The sequence below is a fragment of the Pseudomonas sp. 21LCFQ02 genome (genome assembly GCF_024129895.2).
Lineage (GTDB): Bacteria > Pseudomonadota > Gammaproteobacteria > Pseudomonadales > Pseudomonadaceae > Aquipseudomonas.
Genome location: NZ_CM178749.1, coordinates 1104294 through 1124747 on the forward strand (window position 1 = coordinate 1104294; position 20454 = coordinate 1124747).

The 20454-nt window shown below is 61.7% G+C and carries 20 protein-coding genes; 5 read left to right on the forward strand and 15 right to left on the reverse strand.

Annotated elements, in window-relative coordinates:
* Positions 1 to 27: 27 nt before the first annotated feature.
* The 6 genes from NJC40_RS05220 to exbB all read right to left on the reverse strand — a co-directional run bounded on the left by NJC40_RS05220 (position 28) and on the right by exbB (position 6836).
* Positions 28 to 1425, reverse strand: a complete 1398-nt coding sequence (locus tag NJC40_RS05220; protein WP_045485006.1) for an aminoacyl-tRNA deacylase and HDOD domain-containing protein — start codon at positions 1423 to 1425, stop codon at positions 28 to 30.
* Positions 1426 to 1510: 85 nt separating this feature from the next.
* Positions 1511 to 3586 carry an ATP-dependent DNA helicase RecG gene (recG, locus tag NJC40_RS05225; RefSeq protein WP_253139867.1) on the reverse strand — a complete coding sequence of 692 codons (2076 nt, stop codon included), beginning with the start codon at positions 3584 to 3586 and terminating at the stop codon, positions 1511 to 1513.
* A 2-nt stretch (positions 3587 to 3588) separates the two neighbouring features.
* Positions 3589 to 4521 carry a hydrogen peroxide-inducible genes activator gene (locus tag NJC40_RS05230; protein WP_045485012.1) on the reverse strand — a complete coding sequence of 311 codons (933 nt, stop codon included), beginning with the start codon at positions 4519 to 4521 and terminating at the stop codon, positions 3589 to 3591.
* Between the two features lie 150 nt (positions 4522 to 4671).
* On the reverse strand, positions 4672 to 5424 hold the full coding sequence (locus tag NJC40_RS05235; protein ID WP_045485013.1) for an energy transducer TonB: 753 nt from the start codon (positions 5422 to 5424) through the stop codon (positions 4672 to 4674).
* Positions 5421 to 5846: a TonB system transport protein ExbD gene (gene exbD, locus NJC40_RS05240; RefSeq protein WP_045485015.1), complete on the reverse strand. Its 426-nt coding sequence runs from the start codon at positions 5844 to 5846 to the stop codon at positions 5421 to 5423. Before exbD ends, NJC40_RS05235 begins: the two co-directional genes overlap by 4 nt.
* Before the next feature lie 3 nt (positions 5847 to 5849).
* Complete coding sequence (gene exbB, locus NJC40_RS05245; RefSeq protein ID WP_253139865.1) at positions 5850 to 6836, reverse strand: tonB-system energizer ExbB; 987 nt, start codon at positions 6834 to 6836, stop codon at positions 5850 to 5852.
* Between the two features lie 203 nt (positions 6837 to 7039).
* Between exbB and NJC40_RS05250 the strand changes: the two genes are divergently transcribed.
* A complete protein-coding gene (locus NJC40_RS05250) occupies positions 7040 to 7888 on the forward strand; it encodes an SDR family oxidoreductase (protein WP_253139864.1) in 849 nt (282 codons plus the stop codon).
* A 45-nt stretch (positions 7889 to 7933) separates the two neighbouring features.
* On the opposite strand, the gene NJC40_RS05255 is transcribed toward NJC40_RS05250, so the two are convergent.
* The 6 genes from NJC40_RS05255 to NJC40_RS05280 all read right to left on the reverse strand — a co-directional run bounded on the left by NJC40_RS05255 (position 7934) and on the right by NJC40_RS05280 (position 13171).
* Positions 7934 to 8671, reverse strand: coding sequence for a hypothetical protein (locus NJC40_RS05255; RefSeq protein WP_253113972.1), 738 nt, complete (start codon positions 8669 to 8671; stop codon positions 7934 to 7936).
* 58 nt (positions 8672 to 8729) lie between these two features.
* On the reverse strand, positions 8730 to 9110 hold the full coding sequence (locus NJC40_RS05260; RefSeq protein ID WP_045485023.1) for a RidA family protein: 381 nt from the start codon (positions 9108 to 9110) through the stop codon (positions 8730 to 8732).
* A gap of 22 nt (positions 9111 to 9132) precedes the next feature.
* Positions 9133 to 11238: a bifunctional GTP diphosphokinase/guanosine-3',5'-bis pyrophosphate 3'-pyrophosphohydrolase gene (gene spoT / locus NJC40_RS05265; protein ID WP_045485025.1), complete on the reverse strand. Its 2106-nt coding sequence runs from the start codon at positions 11236 to 11238 to the stop codon at positions 9133 to 9135.
* Positions 11239 to 11298: 60 nt separating this feature from the next.
* Complete coding sequence (gene rpoZ, locus NJC40_RS05270) at positions 11299 to 11562, reverse strand: DNA-directed RNA polymerase subunit omega (RefSeq protein WP_045485028.1); 264 nt, start codon at positions 11560 to 11562, stop codon at positions 11299 to 11301.
* 111 nt (positions 11563 to 11673) lie between these two features.
* Complete coding sequence (gene gmk / locus NJC40_RS05275) at positions 11674 to 12294, reverse strand: guanylate kinase (RefSeq protein WP_253139862.1); 621 nt, start codon at positions 12292 to 12294, stop codon at positions 11674 to 11676.
* 13 nt (positions 12295 to 12307) lie between these two features.
* Positions 12308 to 13171 (reverse strand): YicC/YloC family endoribonuclease, encoded by an 864-nt coding sequence (locus NJC40_RS05280; protein ID WP_045485034.1) that lies wholly within the window; start codon positions 13169 to 13171, stop codon positions 12308 to 12310.
* A gap of 258 nt (positions 13172 to 13429) precedes the next feature.
* Between NJC40_RS05280 and rph the strand changes: the two genes are divergently transcribed.
* Positions 13430 to 14152 carry a ribonuclease PH gene (rph, locus tag NJC40_RS05285; RefSeq protein WP_045485038.1) on the forward strand — a complete coding sequence of 241 codons (723 nt, stop codon included), beginning with the start codon at positions 13430 to 13432 and terminating at the stop codon, positions 14150 to 14152.
* 22 nt (positions 14153 to 14174) lie between these two features.
* The gene (locus NJC40_RS05290; RefSeq protein ID WP_045485041.1) at positions 14175 to 14543 is read left to right on the forward strand and encodes a DUF4870 domain-containing protein; all 369 of its coding nucleotides are present in this window, start codon (positions 14175 to 14177) and stop codon (positions 14541 to 14543) included.
* 121 nt (positions 14544 to 14664) lie between these two features.
* Here the strand turns inward: NJC40_RS05290 and crc are convergent, their stop codons facing one another.
* A complete protein-coding gene (gene crc / locus NJC40_RS05295) occupies positions 14665 to 15444 on the reverse strand; it encodes a catabolite repression control protein Crc (protein WP_045485044.1) in 780 nt (259 codons plus the stop codon).
* 80 nt (positions 15445 to 15524) lie between these two features.
* Here crc and pyrE point away from each other — a divergent pair, with 80 nt between their 5' ends.
* Positions 15525 to 16166: an orotate phosphoribosyltransferase gene (gene pyrE / locus NJC40_RS05300; protein ID WP_045485047.1), complete on the forward strand. Its 642-nt coding sequence runs from the start codon at positions 15525 to 15527 to the stop codon at positions 16164 to 16166.
* A gap of 123 nt (positions 16167 to 16289) precedes the next feature.
* On the forward strand, positions 16290 to 16826 hold the full coding sequence (locus tag NJC40_RS05305; protein ID WP_253140039.1) for a DUF4124 domain-containing protein: 537 nt from the start codon (positions 16290 to 16292) through the stop codon (positions 16824 to 16826).
* Positions 16827 to 16889: 63 nt separating this feature from the next.
* On the opposite strand, the gene argB is transcribed toward NJC40_RS05305, so the two are convergent.
* Positions 16890 to 17795 (reverse strand): acetylglutamate kinase, encoded by a 906-nt coding sequence (gene argB, locus NJC40_RS05310; RefSeq protein WP_045485049.1) that lies wholly within the window; start codon positions 17793 to 17795, stop codon positions 16890 to 16892.
* A gap of 27 nt (positions 17796 to 17822) precedes the next feature.
* Complete coding sequence (locus NJC40_RS05315) at positions 17823 to 20408, reverse strand: phosphomannomutase/phosphoglucomutase (RefSeq protein ID WP_045485051.1); 2586 nt, start codon at positions 20406 to 20408, stop codon at positions 17823 to 17825.
* Positions 20409 to 20454 lie beyond the last annotated feature (46 nt).

Genomic DNA, 20454 nt, shown 5'->3' on the forward strand with positions numbered 1-20454 from the left:
CGGGGGCGTTTTTATTACTTGGGCAATTTAGTGAGCGAACTGCGCCGCCAGCTCGCGCAGCATCACTTCAGCATCCAGCACCTTGCGCACCGACTCTTCAGCTTTCTCGCGACTGATGTTCAGACGCTCGAACAGCTCGTCAGGGATGCTCTCGACCGGACCGGAGCCGATCCCGTGTTGCCGCAGCAGTTGCACTGCCAGATACACCAGATTGGCATATTCGCAGTGCTCGCCCGCGTATTGCGGGTCGTGCTGGAAGCGCAATGCAGTGGCCAGTTCATCCGGCATGTCCCAGGAGCGCATCAGCCAGGCACCGATCTGCTCGCGGCTGATGCCCAGCAGATGCTGTTCGACGTAGCTGTGATGCAGGTGCGGATTGACCTCCAGCTGGCGGCAGATCAGCGAGAAATGTGGCGGGAACACATGGGCCAGCAACAGGTAGCCAAAGTTGTGCAGCAGGCCGGCCAGGTAAGTCAGGCCCGCTTCAGGACGCTTGGCGCGCGGGATGGCGCGGGTCAGCCCTTCGATGACCGCCGCGGTGTAGATCGACTGCTGCCAGTACGGGGTGGTCTGCTGCGGGTGATCCTTGGGCAGGCTCAGGGTCTTGCCCAGTGCCAGACCCAGCGCCAGATTGATCACCAGATCGAAGCCCAGCACCCGAACAATCGCGTCTTCCACCGAACGGATCTTGCCGGTCGAGGCGTAGTAAGGCGAAGCCGCCCAACTGACCACCTGCGCGGCCAGGGCCGGGTCGGTTTCCACGACACCGGTGATGTCATCGATGGTGGCATCGGGGTCGACCCGCAGCTTGATGATTTTCTGCGCAGTACCAGCCAGCGGCGGGATTTCCAGGGTCGCTTCCAGGCGCTGCTGAATGCGTCGTGCGGTGAACGCATGAACGGCCTGGGTGATTTCTTCGCGGTCGTCGTCAGGACGGTCGAAGTTGGGCTGAACCAGAGCAACCAGTTGCCCGAAGTTGGCCGCGCTGGCCTTGCTCAGCATGCCCTTGAAATCATCACTGGCGATTTCCAGCAGCAGGCCCGGCTCACCGGACCCCACCAGCAGCGACGATTGCTGCAGCAACCGTTCGTCGTACAGGCACGGCGAGCTGGTCAGTGCCGGCAGGCCGGGCAGGCTTTGCAGGTTGTGTTTGACCAGCATGCGCGACAGGCGCTCATAAGAGACCGCCTTGAGTTCGCGGCCGGTCAACTCGGTGATGCGGTTCAAATCGAGCAGTTGGTTCTGCGGGAACAGAATCAGCAGCGCGCCGACGGCGTCTTCGACGAGTACGGCTTGCACCTTGCGCTCGACAGGTAACGTGACATCGTCCACGACTTCCTGGTAGCGGATGGACAATTTTTCCAACAACTGCCGGATTACGGACGGGGTGTGGAGAGAGTCATCGACGTGGGCTACTTCTGTCATGGTCTGAGTCCAATTCCTACATTTTGTGCAGTATAACCAGCTTATCGAGCCTCAGCCCGGCGAGCATGTAAAAGCGTTGTCTACATCACACCTGACCATATTGCTGGCCGTGACGCAACCAGCGGTCAAGCAATGGGCTGACATGTTGCGGCCAGCGTTCCAGCAGCGCCTGGGCTGCATCGCGCACCGCCGGGAGCAGGTCGGCATCGCGCATCAGATCAGCGACCTTGAATTGCAGCAGACCGGTCTGGCGGGTGCCGAGCATCTCGCCGGGGCCACGAATTTCCAGATCTTTTTCGGCGATCACGAAGCCGTCGTTGGTCTCACGCATGATGCCCAGACGTTGACGGCCGATTTGTGACAACGGTGGATGATAGAGCAACACGCAGTGACTGACCGCACTGCCGCGCCCTACCCGACCGCGCAACTGATGCAGTTGAGCCAGGCCCAGACGCTCGGGGTTCTCGATGATCATCAGGCTGGCGTTAGGCACGTCTACGCCGACTTCAATGACAGTAGTGGCAACCAGCAGCTGAACGGTTCCCTGTTTGAACTCGGCCATGATCGCGGCCTTCTCGGCAGGCTTCATCCGTCCGTGGATCAGGCCGACGCGCAGTTCGCCCAGGGCCATGCTCAATTCTTCGAAGGACGTCTCGGCCGCCTTGCAGGTCAGCTCTTCGGATTCTTCAATCAGGGTGCAGACCCAATAGGCCTGGCGACCTTCGGCGCAGGCGGCGCGCACCCGCTCAATGACTTCTACGCGTCGACTGTCGGCGACCAGAACGGTATTGACCGGCGTACGGCCAGGCGGCAATTCGTCGAGGATCGAAGTATCCAGGTCGGCATAAGCGCTCATCGCCAGGGTGCGCGGGATCGGGGTCGCGGTCATGATCAACTGGTGCGGGCACATCCGCCCGCCGACACCTTTGCTACGCAGGGCCAGACGCTGCTGGACACCGAAGCGGTGCTGTTCGTCGATGATCACCAAGGCAAGGTTCTTGAACTGCACCTCGTCCTGAAACAACGCATGGGTGCCGACCACCATGGGTGCGCCGCCAGCGATCTGCTCCAGCGCCGAGACCCGGGCCTTGCCCTTGAGCTTGCCAGCCAGCCAGGCAACCTCGATGCCCAGCGGCTCCAGCCAGCGCTGGAAATTGAAGTAGTGCTGTTCGGCAAGGATCTCGGTGGGCGCCATCAACGCCACCTGATAGCCCGCCTCGATAGCCTGCAGCGCGGCCAGCGCCGCCACCACGGTCTTGCCCGCGCCAACATCGCCCTGAATCAGGCGCAGCATCGGCTCGGACAGGCTGAGGTCGTAGGCAACCTCTTTACCGACCCGCTGCTGGGCGCCGGTCGGGGCAAAGCCCAGATTGCCCAGAAACAGTCCAGGCAAGCGTGTGGCAGGCGGCATGGCCGGTGCCTGCTGGGCACGCAGGCTCTCGCGCAGACGCTGTTGCGACAACTGGTGAGTCAGCAGCTCTTCAAAGGCCAGCCGATGCTGTGCCCAGTGGTGCCCCAGGGCCAGCTCTTCGACATCGGCGTCGGCCGGCGGATGATGCAGGTAACGGATGGCGTCATCCAGTGGTGCCAGTTGGTAGTTGCTGATCAGTTCTTTGGGCAGCCAGTCCGGCAGGCTTTGCGGGCCGAGCATGGCCAGGCTCTGCTGGCTGAGCTGACGCAGGCGCTGTTGGGTCAGGCCTTCGGTAGTCGGGTAGATCGGTGTCAGGGTCTGCTCTACCGGCGGTGCTTCATCGCCGCTCAGGGCGCGGTATTCGGGGTGGTAGATCTCCAGACCCGAAGCGCCGGGGCGGGCCTCACCGAAACAGCGCAGCGGCGTGCCGCGCTTGAGGCCTTCTTTCTGGGCATTGCTGAAGTGGTAGAAGCGCAGGCTGACCGTACCACTGCCGTCGCCCAGGCGCACCAGCAGGCTGCGGCGCTTGCCCATCACCACGTCGGCACCGCTGACCACGCCCTCGATGACCGCATCCTGGCCGGGCCGCAACTGGCCGATAGGCACCACCCGGGTGCGGTCCTGGTAGCGCAGCGGCAGGTGGAACAGCACATCCTGCAGGTTCTCCAGCCCTACCCTGGCGAGTTTTTCAGCCATCGCCTCACCGACACCCTTGAGTGCCGTGACCGGGACCTGAGAAAGCTCGTTCATCGCTAGACTGCCTGGCCCGCTTCTGCCTTGGGACGGGCCACGGAACACAGACGCACCGAGTCAGCCAGAATTTCGATGGCTTTAGGCCGCGGGAAGCTGGCACGCCAGGCGATGGCGACAGTGCGAAATGGGGTTGGTGGCGTCAACGGACGGACCTCGATCACGCCTGGCGCATAGTGATGGCTGTGGACCGCCGACAGCGGCAGGATCGATACGCCAAGCCCTGAGGCAACCATGTGCCGAATGGTTTCCAGCGAGCTGGACTCGACGGTGGTGTGCCGGGCGCCTTCGCTGTTCTTGGTCAGTGTCGGGCACGCTTCCAGAACCTGATCGCGGAAACAATGGCCTTCGCCAAGCAGCAACAGGCTCTTGTCGTTCAACGCGGAGGAGTCGATGGTCTGCTTGCGTGTCCAGGGGTGCTCGGCCGGCATCAGCACGTAGAACGGCTCGTCGTACAGCGGCAGGGTCAGCACGTCTGCTTCGTTGAACGGCAACGCGATGATCACGGCGTCCAGCTCGCCGTTACGCAGCTTGTCGCGCAGCACGTGGGTGAAGTTTTCTTCGATGTACAACGGCATCTGCGGGGCAACCCGGTGCAGTTGTGGAATCAGATGCGGGAACAGGTATGGACCGACGGTGTAAATGGCGCCGACCTTGAGCGGAGCAGTCAGCTGGTTCTTGCCGGCCTGGGCCAGTTCGCGGATGCCCTGGGCCTGTTCGAGGACTTTCTGGGCCTGGGCGACAATGCCCTCACCGACCGGAGTCAGGCGTACTGCACTCTTGCTGCGTTCGAAGATCAGTACACCAAGTTCGTCTTCGAGCTTTTTCACGCCGACCGACAGCGTAGGCTGGCTGACATGGCAACGTTCGGCAGCATGGCCGAAGTGCTGCTCTTGAGCGAGCGTGACGATATAGCGCAATTCTGTAAGGGTCATAACGTGCGTCCATGTGGTTGCGCGCCCAGCATAGCGGCTGCAATCAATAGACGCACGTTATCAAAGGCGCATCTGTGTATCAAAAAACCGATTCAGGAGCGGTACGCAAAGCGGCGGCCGTCATGGCCCGCCAACTTTGCGTCTGGCCTGTCAGCGTTTATCCAGGGAATAAACGAAGGGTGCCAGAATCTCGATCGAACCGTTGTTCAGTACTTCAGCCGGAGGCTTGGGTACCGGTTGCGCACGGCGGATCATCTCCAGTGTGGCGCGGTCCAGTGACGGGCTGCCGGAACTGCTGGCGATCTCGAAGGACAACACGTTGCCCTGCGCATCGACCACGAACCGCAGTCTGGCCACCCCTTGCATGCCACGACGACGGGCATCCTCAGGGTACTTCTTGTACTTGGCCAGGTGCCGCAGCAGGTCGCTCTGCCAGCTTGGCAGCGCGTTGCTCGGTGGCGACGGCGGGCTAGGCGGCGTCGTCGGCGCGGCAGCCTTGTCAACCTTGACCGGAGTTGGCGGTGTATCCACCGGTTTCTCGTCGGCCGGTTCTTCCTTGGGCGGCTCAGGCTTCTTCTCGATCGGCTTTTTCGGCTGAGGTTTGGGCTTGGGCTTTTCCACTTTCTTGGGCACGACGATTTCCGGCTTCGGCGCCTCGGCGACCTCAGGCATCGGAATCTCTTCTTCCGGTGCAGGTGGCGTCGGTGGCTGCACGACCGCTGGAGGCGGTGGCGGCAGTGGCTCGGGCAGTGGTGGAAGCTCGATCATCATCGCAGGCGGCGGCAGTTCGATTGCCTGGGAGGCCGGCCAGCGCAGTGCCAGATACACTGCAACGGCATGCACGACCAGCACCAACAACAGACTACCGCTATAGCGCGTCAGTGTTTGGCGCATGCTGGTCATTTTTTCCCAACCGTCTCAAGGCCTACCAGGCCGACCTTCAGATAACCGGCAGCGCGCAGGGTGTTCATGACTTCCATCAGGTCGCCGTAATCCACGCCCTTGTCAGCCTGGAAGAAGATGGTGGTGTCCTTCTTGCCCTTGGTGCGCTGGTCCAGCACCTGGCCGATCTGCTCGCGAGGAATCTGATCGTTGCCCAGGTACAGGTTCTTGTCAGCCTTGACGCTGAGGAACACCGGCTTTTCCGGTCGCGGTTGCGGCTGTGCGGTTGAGGCCGGCAGGTCAACCTTGATGTCCACGGTGGCCAGCGGGGCGGCCACCATGAAGATGATCAACAGAACCAGCATGACGTCGATGAACGGCGTCACGTTGATTTCATGGTTCTCGGCGAGATCGTCGCCGCCTTCATTCAGATGCAGACCCACGTGTCAGCCCACCTTGGACATTTGCGGTTGCTGTTGGCTGCGCTCGCTTGGCTCTGGCAGGTGGTCCAGGTCACGGCTGACCAGCAGCAGCACCTGAGCCGATGCGTCGGAGACCTGCGCTTTGTAACCGGCGATGGAGCGGGCGAAGACGTTGTAGATCACCACCGCAGGAATCGCTGCGACCAGACCGATGGCCGTGGCCAGCAGGGCTTCGGCAATACCAGGGGCCACGACCGCCAGGTTGGTGGTCTGGGTCTTGGCGATACCGATGAAGCTGTTCATGATGCCCCATACGGTACCGAACAGACCGACGAACGGCGCGGTGGAACCGATGGTCGCCAGTACCCCGGTGCCGGTGCTCATGGTCCGGCCACTGTTGGCCACAATACGCTCCAGACGGAAGCTGACACGCTCTTTGATGCCTTCGCGTTCACGGCTATTGGCCGATAGACGCATCTCTTCGAGGGCGTCGTGCACCAGAACATGTGCCAGCGTGCCTTCGGCACGGTTCAGCTCGGCGGCTTCGCTGAGGGTACGGGCCTTTTTCAGGCTCGGCACTTCATTGCGCAGGCGACGTTTGGCGCCCAGCAGCTCAAGGCCCTTGGCGATCCAGATGGTCCAGGTGATGATCGAGGCCAGGGCCAGACCGATCATGACGGCCTTCACCACGATGTCGGCGTTCTGGTACATGCCCCACGGCGACAGGTCATGCGCGGACATGCCCAGGCTGTTCTCGCCCTCAAGTGCCAGCGAATCGTCAGCCGCCACAGGCGCTACGGCCGGGGTGGCGCTCGGCGCTGCAGTGGCATTGCCCGCTGGCGCCGGGACGCTGGCCGCCGCTGGTGCTGCGCTATTGGCGGTCGGTGCGGCCTGATCGGCAAAGGCTGCCGGGGCGAGCGTCAGGCTCAACACAAGTGCGGCTGCCGCGCGCCAGGCGCGAGACATGCCGAAAAGCGTGGTTAGCGAGGCGGGTGATGGAGTGCGTGTCATGCTGGCCGGACCTGAATGTATATAGAACATAATGCGCAATCATGAAGAAACTGCGCAGGTGCGTTAACAAAGGGCGACCATTATTGCAAATCGTTCTTGTTAACTAAAGTAATAATGTATCTTTTTTTGCCACAAATTTGGCTACAGCATTAAATTTTGTGAAATTTCATGGATTTACTGCCGAGCTTGAGAGGAGAAATCTGATGTCTACCCCGAAGGTGGTGATCGCTGGCTGTGGTGATGTGGGCTCGCGTCTGGCTATTGAATTACAAGCACTTGGCTGGGATGTACAGGGGCTACGCCGCAATATTGCCGCGCTGCCGGAGGGTATTTCCGGTATCGCGGCAGATTTGTTTGCAGCGGCTCTGCCCAGGGGCTGGCCAAGCGGCAGCATTGACTATCTGGTGTATTGCGCAACGCCTTCGCAACGCGATGAGGCCGGCTATCGACAGGCGTATGTCGAAGGCCTGCAACATACACTGAGCTGGGTGCGCCAGTCGGGCCAACAGCCGCGCCGCGTTGTCTTTGTTTCCAGCACCGGGGTGTACGGCCAACAGCAAGGCGAGTGGATCGACGAAACATCGGCCACTGAGGCTGAGCGGTTTTCCGGCCAGGTCTTGCTGGAGGCCGAGCGCGTGGCACTCGATTGCGGCTGGCCAGCCAGTGTCGTGCGCCTGGCCGGGATCTACGGTCCAGGCCGCAGCGATCTGTCGGGCAAGGTGCGCGAGGGCTATCGGGTAGCGATTGATCCGCCAGTGTATGCCAACCGTATTCACGCCGACGATGCCGCAGGCTTGCTGGCGCATCTGCTCAAGGCCGACGCCGAGGGTGTGGTGCTACAGGATTGCTATCTGGGGGTCGATGACGAGCCGGCAGCGCTGGCCGAGGTGGTGGCTTGGATGCGCGAGTATCTGGGGGTTAGCCAATGGTCCGAGCAGCAGGTGTTGCGCCGGGCCGGCAGCAAGCGCTGCAGCAATGCCCGGGCGCGGGCACTGGGCTGGACGCCGCGCTACCCGGATTATCGCGCCGGGTATGCGGCGTTGCTGGGTTGATCAACGGTCGGCGCAGCGGCGACATCTTCGCCGCTAAAGCGGCTCCTACTGTTGCTCAAGCAGCCAGCGGCGCTGGCCGGGACGCAGCTGAGGCATTTCATCGGCTTCAGCGGTGTTGATGGCCTGGAAAATCTCCAGCTGCCGGCCTTTGCGGGCAAAGATCCACGGTGCACCCTGTTCGGCGCGCTCCAGCCACATGCTGTCGTACTCGCCGCTCATGGCTGCACAGTCACCTGCCAGGCACAGCGCATAGCGATCGTTGCCGCCCAGCCCCTGCACTCGGCCGTCGGGCGAGAACTGAACGCTGCTGCCCTGGCCGTCGCCACTGACAATGGTCCATTTGCCGCCCAGATAAGCCGAGTACAGCGCATGCTCAAAGCTGCTGCCCGGTGGCGCATCGGCAGCGAGGCTGACCTTGGGTTTGACGAAGCGCTGCTCAGGACCTGACTCGCTGGCCGCCTGGGTCAGCTGGCTGCCATCAATGCTCAGGTCTTCGAAGAAGTTGCCATAGAACTCGATACGCAGCTTGCCGGCCTTGGACTCGATGATCTTGCCTTCGCCGAGCTCAAAGCCATTGGAAAAAGATGCCTGGCCGGCCTTGGTGTCGACCTGCCATTCCAGATTCGGGCCGCTGGACAACATGGCTTCACGCATGTTGCTGCCTTTGACGGCGGCATCAATGGCATTCTGATTGATCCAGATACCATCGGGGTTGACGTCGGTATGGCTGGCACAGCCACTGACGAGTGCGGCCAACAGCGTAAGGGCAAGCGCACGACGCATAAGGGAATCCTTTCTTTGCACAGGAGGACGCAGCGCCTGGACGCTGCGCCGGGGCGGTTTACTCAAGGACCAGAATGGCGTCCATTTCGACCTGCGAGCCGCGTGGCAGTGCGGCAACGCCGATGGCGGCGCGGGCCGGGTAAGGCTGCTCGAAGTACTTGCCCATGATTTCGTTGACCTTGGCGAAGTGGCCCAGGTCAGTGAGGAAGATGTTCAGTTTGACGATGTCTTTGAACGAGCCGCCAGCCGCTTCGGCGACGGACTTCAGGTTTTCGAAGACCTGGGTGATCTGGGCTTCGATGCCGTCGACCAGCTCCATGGTGTTCGGGTCCAGTGGGATCTGCCCGGACATGTAAACGGTGTTGCCCGCCTTGATGGCCTGGGAATAGGTGCCGATGGCGGCAGGTGCCTTGTCGCTGTTGATGACAGTCTTGGACATGAGAACTCCTGTTAAAGGGGTGTCAGGCGCGCATGCGGGTGATGCGGGTTACCCCGGCCAGGGCGCGCAGCTTTTTGATGACGCGGGCCAGGTGTACGCGATCGTGCACGCTGACCACCAGTTGGACCACGCTGATGCGACCATCGCGCTCATCCATGCTGATCTTCTCGATGTTGCCGTCGGCGGCATTGACGCTGCTGGCCAGCAGCGCGATCAGGCCACGCTGGTGCTCAAGCTCGACGCGCAACTCGACGTTGAATTCGCCAGTGACATCCTTGGCCCAGGACAGATGCAGGCATTTTTCCGGGTTATGGCGGATCTCACTGATATTGCGGCAGTTTTCCAGGTGCACGACCATGCCCTTGCCCGCCGACAGGTGGCCGACGATCGGGTCGCCCGGAATCGGCGTGCAGCACTTGGCATAACTGAGTACCAGGCCTTCGGTGCCGCGGATCGCCAGCGGGCCTTCAGGGCTGGGCAGTTGCTCGCCGTCACCCAGCAAGCGGCGTGCGACCACATAGGCCATGCGATTGCCCAGGCCGATGTCTTCGAGCAGATCTTCCAGGACTTCGGCGCGGTACTCGATCAGTGCGGCCTGAACGCGCTCGGCGCTGACTTTGTCCAGGCTGGTCTCGAAGCCGTTGAGTACCTTGTTGAGCAAGCGCTCGCCGAGGCTGATGGACTCGGAACGGCGCTGCAGCTTCAGGGCGTGGCGAATATGGGTACGGGCCTTGCCGGTGACCACAAAATTGAGCCAGGCCGGGTTCGGCCGGGCACCCGGCGCGCTGACGATCTCGACGGTCGAGCCGCTTTGCAGCGGCTCGGAGAGCGGAGCCAGGCGGCGGTTGATCCGGCAGGCAATGCAACTGTTGCCGACGTCAGTGTGCACGGCGTAAGCAAAATCCACCGCCGTGGAGCCTTTTGGCAGCTCCATGATCCGCCCTTTGGGGGTGAACACGTAGACTTCGTCGGGGAACAGGTCGATCTTGACGCTTTCGATGAACTCCAGCGAGTTGCCGGCGCGTTGCTGCATTTCCAGCACGCCCTTGACCCATTGCCGGGCGCGGGCATGGGAGCCCTTGGGCTGCTCGTCATCACTGGACTTGTAAAGCCAGTGCGCGGCGATGCCGTTATTGGCCATTTCTTCCATTTCGCGGGTGCGAATCTGGATTTCGATGGGCACCCCGTGCATGCCGAACAGCGTGGTATGCAGCGACTGGTAGCCGTTGGCCTTGGGGATCGCAATGTAATCCTTGAAACGCCCAGGCAGTGGCTTGTAGAGGTTGTGTACGGCGCCCAGTACCCGGTAGCAGGTATCGACCTTGTCGACGATGATGCGAAACGCATACACGTCCATGATTTCGTTGAAGGCCCGGCGCTTGCCGCGCATCTTCTTGTAGATGCCGTACAGGTGTTTCTGGCGGCCGCTGACATCGCCTTCGATGCCGTCCACTGCCAGACAGTGGCTCAACGACTCTTCGATCTTGTTGACCAGTTCCTTGCGGTTGCCACGGGCGCGCTTGACCGCCTGGTGAATGCGCGAGGAGCGCATCGGGTACATGGCCTTGAAGCCCAGGTCTTCGAACTCGATGCGTACGCTATGCATGCCCAGCCGGTTGGCGATGGGGGCATAGATCTCGAGGGTTTCCTTGGCGATTCGCCGGCGTTTTTCGCCGGACAACACCTCAAGGGTACGCATGTTATGCAAGCGGTCGGCAAGCTTGACCAGGATCACGCGGATATCGCGGGCCATGGCCATGGCCATTTTCTGGAAGTTTTCCGCCTGGGCCTCGGCCTTGGTCTCGAAGTTCATCTGGGTCAGCTTGCTGACCCCGTCGACCAGGTCTGCGACGGTCTCACCGAACTGCGCACTGAGCGCTTCCTTGGCGATGCCGGTGTCTTCGATCACGTCATGCAGCATCGCGGCCATCAGGCTCTGATGGTCCATGTGCATGTCAGCGAGGATATTGGCGACGGCCAAAGGGTGGGTGACGTAGGCTTCGCCGCTGCGACGGCGCTGGCCGTCGTGGGCTTGCTCGGCGTAGAAATACGCGCGACGGACCAGGTTGACCTGATCCTTGCCTAAATAGGCCGAAATGCGTTCGGCGAGGGCGTCTATGCTCGGCAAGGCGCTACCCCCTGCCGATGGCTCTTACCCTGCGCCGTACCACATCGACCCGGCATAGGCTTAAACGGCCTCGCTGGACTCGTCCTCGAAGGCGGCAAACAATGGCTCGTCTTCGACGATTTCAGCTTCGGCGATCACGGCATTGTCGATCAGGCCGGCGGCGATTTCGCGCAGGGCAAGTACGGTAGGCTTGTCGTTTTCCCAAGCCAGCTTGGGCTCTTTGCCGCCAGTGGCGAGCTGACGCGAACGCTTGGTAGCGAGCATGACCAGCTCGAAGCGGTTATCGACGTGTTCCAGGCAGTCTTCAACAGTCACGCGGGCCATGGTATTCCTCGTAGCAAATGCGTATGCGCGGTGCCCGGATGGGCGAGCGGACTCGGTAGTGTACAAGCGGTCGGTAGCAAGCTTCAAGCGGCAAGCCACAAGCGGGCCGATTCAGGCCAGCAATTGGCTGAGCAGCTCCTGGTGCTGACGCGCCTGATGCGCCTGACTCAAACGGTTGGCACGGAAAATGGTTTTCAGATCCTGCAACGCGACGTCAAATTTGTCGTTGATCACCAGGTAGTCATAAGCAGCGTAATGACTCATCTCGCTGACCGCTTCGCGCATCCGCCCTTCGATGATCTCGTCGCTGTCCTGGCCACGGTTGTTCAAGCGCTGGCGCAGCGCTTCGCGGCTGGGCGGCAAAATGAAGATCGAGCGTGCGTCGGGCATCAGGTTGCGCACTTGTTCAGCGCCCTGCCAGTCGATTTCCAGAATCAGGTCGTAACCGGCATCGAGCACTTGCTGCAGGCTGCTCTGCGAGGTGCCATAGAGGTTGCCGAACACTTCGGCCTGCTCCAGGAAATCGCCCTGCTCGATCATGCGCAGAAACTCGGCGCGCTCGACGAAGTGGTAGTTCACCCCGTTGGTTTCGCCCGGGCGCATGGCGCGCGTGGTGTGCGAGACGGAAACGCGAATTTGCGGCTCGTCGGCGATCAGCGCCGTGACCAGGCTGGTCTTGCCTGCCCCGGACGGGGCGGAAACGATATACAGGGTGCCGGTACTATGGGTCATTTGGGGTTCAGCCTTACTCAATATTCTGCACTTGTTCGCGCATCTGCTCGATCAACACCTTGAGGTTGACCGCGGCCTGGGTGCTGCGAGGATCGAACGCCTTGGAGCCCAGCGTGTTGGCCTCGCGGTTGAGCTCCTGCATCAGGAAGTCCAGGCGCCGCCCGGCCTGCCCGCCGGTCTTGAGCACCCGGCGCACTTCCGTGACATGGGTGTTGAGACGGTCGAGCTCTTCGGCAACGTCGCTTTTCTGGGCGAGCAGGACCATTTCCTGCTCCAGGCGCTGCGGGTCCAGCTCGGCCTTCATGTCATTGAAGCGGTCGAGGATCTTCTGCCGCTGCGCAGCCAGCATCTGCGGCACCAGAGCGCGCAGGGTGGTGACTTCCTGGCTGATGGCGTCCAGTCGCTCGCTGAGCAGCGCTGCCAGGCCCGCGCCTTCACGCGCCCGACCGTTTTTCAGCTCCTCGAGCGCTTGGCTGAACAGCGCCAGCGCAGCGCTGTTCAGTGCCTGGGGATCAGCCGCGTCGCCGACCAACACCCCAGGCCAGGCCAGTACTTCCAGCGGGTTGAGCGGGGCCGGTTGCTGGATCAGAGCGGCAACCTGCTCGGCGGCGGCGACCAGTTGCGCCGCACGCTCGCGGTCAACCTGTAGCGGTTTGCCGGCCGTTTCTTCGACAAAGCGCAAGGTGCACTCGACCTTGCCCCGTGACAGCCCTTGACGCAGCGCTTCACGAATCGCGCCTTCCAGGTCGCGGAACGCTTCAGGCAAGCGCAGGTGGGGTTCGAGGTAGCGGTGGTTGACCGAGCGCAGCTCCCAGCTCAGGGTGCCTTGGGTTCCGGCCTGTTCGGCGCGGGCAAAGGCGGTCATGCTGTGCACCATGGGGTGTACCTCTATTGAGTCCCACGCGCAGCCCGGTCGCAGGCGGCGTGGAAGTCGTGAAAGTCGACAGGCTGCAAAAGCGCAGGATTGTAACGCAGGCGAGGCTGGCGCCCAAACGGCTGATGCATACAGATGCCGGCCGCTGGTCAGGGTTCCGGTATTTATGGATCGCGACCGGTCAGGCAAAGCAATTCGCGATTGAAGCTCGACAGCCCCTATAATGCTCGGCAGTTTTCCGTCCTGTACAGGTATTGCCAGATGAAACGTCCAAGTGGTCGCGCTGCCGATCAACTGCGCCCGATCCGTATCACCCGCAACTACACCAAACACGCCGAGGGCTCTGTACTGGTCGAGTTCGGGGACACCAAGGTCATCTGCACGGTCAGCGTCGAAAACGGCGTACCGCGTTTCCTCAAAGGCCAGGGCCAGGGCTGGCTGACCGCCGAATACGGCATGCTGCCGCGCGCCACCGGCGAGCGTAACCAGCGCGAAGCCAGTCGTGGCAAGCAGGGCGGCCGGACCCTCGAAATCCAGCGCCTGATCGGCCGTTCGCTGCGCGCGGCACTGGACATGTCCAAGCTGGGCGACATCACCCTGTACGTCGATTGCGACGTGATCCAGGCCGACGGCGGCACCCGTACCGCGTCGATCACCGGGTCCATGGTCGCGCTGATCGACGCCCTCAAAGTGGTCAAGAAACGCGGCGGCCTGAAGGCGGGCGATCCGCTCAAGCAGATGGTCGGCGCCGTGTCGGTCGGTATCTATCAGGGCGAGCCGGTACTTGACCTGGATTACCCCGAAGACTCCGCCGCCGAAACCGACCTTAACGTGGTGATGACCAGTGCCGGCGGCTTCATCGAAGTCCAGGGCACCGCCGAAGGTGCGCCGTTCCAGCCCGAAGAACTCAACGCGATGCTGGAACTGGCACGCAAAGGCATGGCCGAAATATTCGAACTGCAGCGCGCCGCGCTGGCTGACTGAGACAACGACCCGGGGACCTGAAATGACCGACAGCCAACAACCCTCGCTGCACAAGCCAGGCCCGCAAGCGCGGCAGTGGGCGATGCTTTGTCATCTGTCGGCGTTTTTCGGGCTGGTCTTTCCGTTCGGCAACCTGCTGGGGCCGCTGGTGCTCTGGCAGCTCAAGAAAGAGTCCGACCCGTTTATCGACGCTCAGGGCCGTGAAGCGCTGAACTTCCAGATCACCGTCAGCATTGCCGCGACCATCAGCTTCATGCTGGTGTTCGTGGTGATCGGCATACCGCTGTTGATGCTGGTCGGCCTGGGCGCCTTGGTGCTGACCATCATTGGCGGCGTAAAAGCCAATGACGGCCTGAACTACCGCTACCCGTTCACCTGGCGCCCGCTGTAGGAGCAGCTTTAGCTGCGAAGGCTTCGCGGCTAAAGCCGCTCCTACGGCGTAGACCCAAGCCTTCGCCCAATAAAAAGCCGACATCATGTCGGCTTTTTGTCGTCCGGTGGCTGACCCTCAATCAGGTGGTCAGTGTCCAGTCGTAGTCCACGATCAGCGGCGCGTGCTGCGAGAAGCGCGGCTGGCGAGGCAGGCGTGCGCTGCGTACGAAACGGCGCAGGCCCGGTGTCAGAATCTGATAGTCGAAGCGCCAGCCCAGATTGAGCATCTCGGCCTGTTCGCTGTCCGGCCACCAGCTGTACTGATCGCCTTCACGATTGACTTCACGCAGTGCATCCACATAACCCATATTGCCGACGATCTCGTCCATCCAGGCGCGCTCCGGCGCAAGGAAGCCTGGCGACTGCTGACTGTCGCGCCAGTTCTTGATGTCGAGCTTCTGCTGGGCAACATACAGCGAACCGCAGTAAATGTACTCGCGGCGCTTGCGACGCTGCTTGTCCAGATACTTGCCGAAGTCATCCATAAGCTTGAATTTCTGATTCAGGTCTTCATCGCCGTTCATGCCCGAAGGCAACAACAGGGTGGCAATGCTGACTTTGTCGAAATCTGCCTGCAGGTAACGCCCGTAGCGGTCAGCGGTCTCGAAACCCAGACCGCTGATGACCGCCTTTGGCTGCAACCGCGAGTAAAGCGCCACGCCGCCCTGGGCAGGCACCTCGGCTTCGCATGCATACAGGAAGTAACCATCCAGCTGGTAGGCTGGATCATCCAGTTCAAAGGCGGAGGCGCGGGTGTCCTGAAGGCAGATGACGTCGGCATTCTGAGCTTGCAGCCAGCTGAGCAAACCACGCTCGACTGCAGCCTGAATGCCATTTACGTTCACACTGATGATCCGCATAAATGGCCCCAAAAATCACGTGCGTGTATGATACCCGAGGTCTAATCAATTAGCTAAATCCGTGCTTTCAGGGCTTTTTCATGCAAGCGTATCAACGCGATTTCATTCGTTTTGCCATCGATCGCGGCGTGCTGCGCTTCGGTGAGTTCACTCTCAAGTCAGGGCGCACCAGCCCTTACTTCTTCAATGCCGGTCTGTTCAACAGCGGCGCCGCACTGGCGCAACTGGGGCGGTTCTACGCCTCGGCGATCGTTGACAGCGGGATCGACTTCGACGTGCTGTTCGGCCCGGCCTACAAAGGCATTCCGCTGGCGGCCGCTACCGCCGTGTCGCTGGCCGAGCATCACGACCGGGACCTGCCCTGGTGCTTCAACCGCAAGGAAGCCAAGGCCCACGGCGAGGGCGGCAGCCTGGTCGGCGCACCTTTGACCGGCAATGTGCTGATCATTGATGACGTGATTACCGCCGGCACCGCGATTCGTGAGGTCATGCAGATCATCCAGGCCCAGGACGCTACGGCGGCCGGCGTGCTGATCGCGATGAACCGCCAGGAGCGTGGCAACGGCGAGTTGTCGGCGATTCAGGAAGTCGAGCGCGACTTCGGCATTCCGGTCGTGAGCATCGTCTCGCTCAACCAGGTGCTGGAATTTCTCGCCGACGACCCACAACTCAAGCAACACCTGCCTGCAGTGCAAGCGTACCGGGCGCAATACGGCGTCTGAGGGAAACCTATGACCGGCTGGGCGAAGCACCGCAGTGATCAAAACCTGAGCAGCACGTCGCGGCGCGTCGTGCAGGCTACCGGGCTGGTGTTGCTGCTGGTCAGCTTTGGCCAGGGTGCGGCAATGGCTGCCGAGCCTCCTGAGGTGCTGCTCTATCGCTATGTCGACAGCCGTGGCATAACCGTCATGGATCGCCAGGGCGTGCCGCCGGAGTACGCAGGCAAAGGCTATCAGGTACTCAACGCCCAGGGGCGAGTGGTACAGGTAGTCCCGCCGGCCCCCAGTGCCGAGCAGATTCGTCAGGCCGAGGCGGCCAAGGCCCAGGCCGGTGCCGATGCGCAGTTATTGCGCCAGTATCGCAGTGTCGATGATGTCGAGCGCGCCAAGGCTCGCAAGCTGGCAGAGATCGACGCGCTGATCGGCGTGGCCCAAGGCAATACCCAGGGCCTGGCTGCCCAGCAGGCCAGCCTGCAGGGCCAGGCCGCCGATCTGGAACGGGCAGGGCGGGCGGTGCCGCAGAACCTGATTGACCAGATGAACGACCTGCGCGATCAGCACAATGCGCTCAAGGCCGAGATCAGTCGTTATCAGCAGGCGCGTCAGCAGGCAGAGTCAGACTTCGCCCAGTTGCGGGCGCGGGTCTCCAGCCTGCTGCAGTAACGCAGTAAAAAGGCCCCGTCAGTTCGCACTGACGGGGCCTTTTTATTATCGCAATGACCGCAATCAGTGACGCTTGCGGTTGGTGATCAGCGTACCCACGCCGCTGTCGGTGAAGATTTCCAGCAGTACGGCATTGGGCACACGGCCATCGATGATGTGCGAGCTGTGTACGCCGCCCTGCACCGCTTCCAGCGCGCAACGGATCTTCGGCAGCATGCCGCCGTAGATGGTGCCGTCAGCGATCAGGCCATCGACCTGTTCGGTGGTCAGGCCGGTCAGGACTTCACCTTGCTTGTCCATCAGGCCGGCAATGTTGGTCAGCAGCATCAGTTTCTCGGCCTTGAGGGCTTCGGCAACCTTGCCGGCGACCAGGTCGGCGTTGATGTTGTACGACTCACCGTTCGGGCCGACACCGATCGGCGCGATCACCGGGATGAAGTCGCCCTTGACCAGCATGTTCAGCAGGTCGGTATTGACCCCGACCACTTCGCCAACGTGACCGATGTCGATGATTTCGGCCTTGGTCATTTCCGGCGTCTGGCGGGTAACGGTGAGCTTCTTCGCACGAATCAGCTCGGCGTCCTTGCCGGTCAGGCCGATGGCGCTGCCGCCATGACGGTTGATCAGGTTGACGATGTCTTTGTTGACCTGGCCGCCGAGGACCATTTCCACCACATCCATGGTCTGCGAGTCGGTCACCCGCATGCCGTCGATGAAGTGGCTTTCAATGGACAGGCGCTTGAGCAGGTCACCGATCTGCGGACCGCCGCCGTGAACGACCACCGGGTTGATACCGACCGCTTTCATCAGCACGATATCGCGCGCAAAGCCGGTTTTCAGCTCTTCGCTTTCCATGGCGTTGCCGCCGTACTTGATTACCAGCGTCTTGCCAACGAAACGGCGGATGTATGGCAGTGCTTCGGACAATACCTTGGCGACGTTAGAAGCGGCATCACGTTCGAGGGTCATTCGGGGCTCCAGTCAAAGATCAAACTATCAGAACGGCAAGTCGAGGTCCGGCGCAACTTTCTTGAGCTCGGTATGGAAAACGTTCTGGATGCGCTGCAATTCAGCCTCGGTTTCGGCTTCGAAGCGCAGCACCAGCACCGGCGTGGTGTTGGACGCACGCACCAGACCCCAGCCTTTCGGATAATCGACACGGACACCGTCGATGCTGGTCAGTTTGGCGTCGCCCCACTGGGCCTGTTTCTCCAGAGCCTCAATGATGCTGAACTTGGTGACATCGGTCACCTTAATATTGATCTCTGGGGTGGAAACGTCATCCGGGAAAGAGGCGAACAGCTGTTCGGCGGTTTCGGTTTTCTGGCTGAGGATTTCCAGCAGCCGTGCAGCGCTGTAGATACCGTCATCGAAACCGAACCAACGCTCCTTGAAGAAGATGTGGCCGCTCATCTCGCCCGCCAGCAACGCGCCGCTTTTCTTCATTTGTTTCTTGATCAGCGAGTGGCCGGTTTTCCACATCACCGGACGACCGCCGTGCTCACTGATCAACGGGGTCAGGCGGCGGGTGCACTTGACGTCGAAGATGATGTCGGCGCCCGGATTGCGCTCCAGCACGTCCAGCGCGAACAGCATCAGCAGGCGGTCAGGGAAGACCACATTGCCCTCGTTGGTCACCACCCCCACACGGTCGCCGTCGCCGTCGAAGGCAAGGCCCAGGTCGGCGCCGGTTTCCTTGACCTTGGCAATCAGGTCCTGAAGGTTTTCCAGCTTGCCCGGATCGGGGTGGTGGTTAGGGAAATTGCCGTCGACTTCCTCGAACAGGGAAATCACTTCACAGCCCAGCGCTTCAATCAGCCGCGGCGCGATGACCCCGGCAGCGCCGTTGCCGCAGTCGACCACCACCTTGAGGCGGCGGGCCAGAGCGATGTCCTGGGTGATCTGCTGGTAGTAGCGCTCCAGGATGTCGACCTTGGTGATGCTGCCTTTTTGCTCGGTCAGGTTGTTGGTTTTGATGCGCTCAAGCAGGGCCTGGATCTGTTCGTTGGCCAGGGTGTCGCCTGCGATGACGATCTTGAAACCGTTGTAGTCCTTGGGGTTGTGGCTGCCGGTGAGCATCACGCCAGTCTTGCCGGCCAGCACGTTGGCGGCGTAGTACAGCGCCGGAGTCGGGACCAGGCCGACATCGCTGACATGACAACCGGCGTCATGCAGCCCCTGAATCAGTTGTTGTGACAGTTCCGGGCCAGACAGACGGCCATCGCGACCCACGCTGACGTTGGGTTCGTTCTCGGCCAGGCTCTGGGCGCCGATGGCCCGACCGATCCAGTAGGCGGTTTCAGCGTGCAGGGTATCGCCGACCACACCGCGAATGTCATAGGCGCGGAAGATCGACTCGGGAAGCTGGGGTGCCACGGATGCTGGGCTGTTCATAAAGAGGGTGTGCTCCGATCTCGGGAGATCCTGGTTGTCGTCGAGAATGTCGATATCAAGGATATCGGTGTTCTGGAACAGCGGATCGCTCCAGGCGGTGCCAGGCTTGGCGGCCGGGGGCGATACTGCAACGCTGCCTTCAGAGGTGTCGGGTTTTGCGCCGCTTCTGTCGCCAGTAGCCGCGTGAGGCGCGGTGTACAGCGAAAGACGGGCAAGGGCCTGAGCCAGTCCTTGCAGGGCAGGGAGGCTCAAACCGAAGGGTTTGACGGTTTTTCCGCGAGAGAGTTCTTGCACCAGTTGATCCAGTTGCCGGGTGTCGTCGACGATCAGCCTTTGCAGGCGGCGCTCGTTTAGGTACAGCCCCAGCACGCTGCCCGCCAGGGCGACCAGCAAAGCCAGGCCGAGCAATAGCCAGGGGATCGGGTTGTGCAAGGCCGGACCTGGGGTGAATTCAAGCCGCCAGCCCGGATAGCCGGTCTCGAAAACCTGCGGCTTGCCGGCACCGGCCAGCCCGCGCTGCAGGAAAACCTGCTCCGGACCGTTGCCGAACTGCTGGCTTAACACCACTTGCCCGGCGTCTTCGGGAATGCCTGGAATGGCGTTGAGCAGACGCTTGGGGTCGAAGGCCAGCAACAAGGTGCCGCTGGCCGGCTGGCTCGGGTCGCTGCGCAGCGCTGCCACGCTGTAAATGACCCAGCGCTCGCCGATCTTGCGTGCCTCCGGCACCGGTGCCTGACCCTGAATCGCCTTGTTGAGCAGGTCCAGGGTCGAGTAGCTGACCGGCAAGCTGCTCTGGGTGTCGATGTCGGCCAGGCCTTTGGCATCGATCCGTGCGCCAATCAGGCCGTCCCAGTAACGCAGCCGCTCCTGCACAGCGCTGCGGGCCTGCTCATCATGACTCTGCAGGGCCTGCAACAGGGCGGGATTGTTGGCGGCCGCCTGGGTGTCGGCACCGATCTGGCGCAAGGCCAGATTGATCGCCAGCGCCTGGCTGTTACCCCAGGCCTGGATCTGCTGGTCATGCTGTTGCGGGCTGCTGGCCAGGCCGACGGTGATCAGTACCAGCGCCGCCGCCAGGCCGGCAAACGCCGGAATCAGACCGGGCAGCAAGGCGTGCAAGGCAGATGCAGAAGGCTTTTGCCCTTCGGCAGACGAATGCTGGTTGATGCTGCGCTGACTGCCTTCCACCCGACTGCTCTCCGATTATTCGTCCTGAATCCGGGGTTGCCTGTGC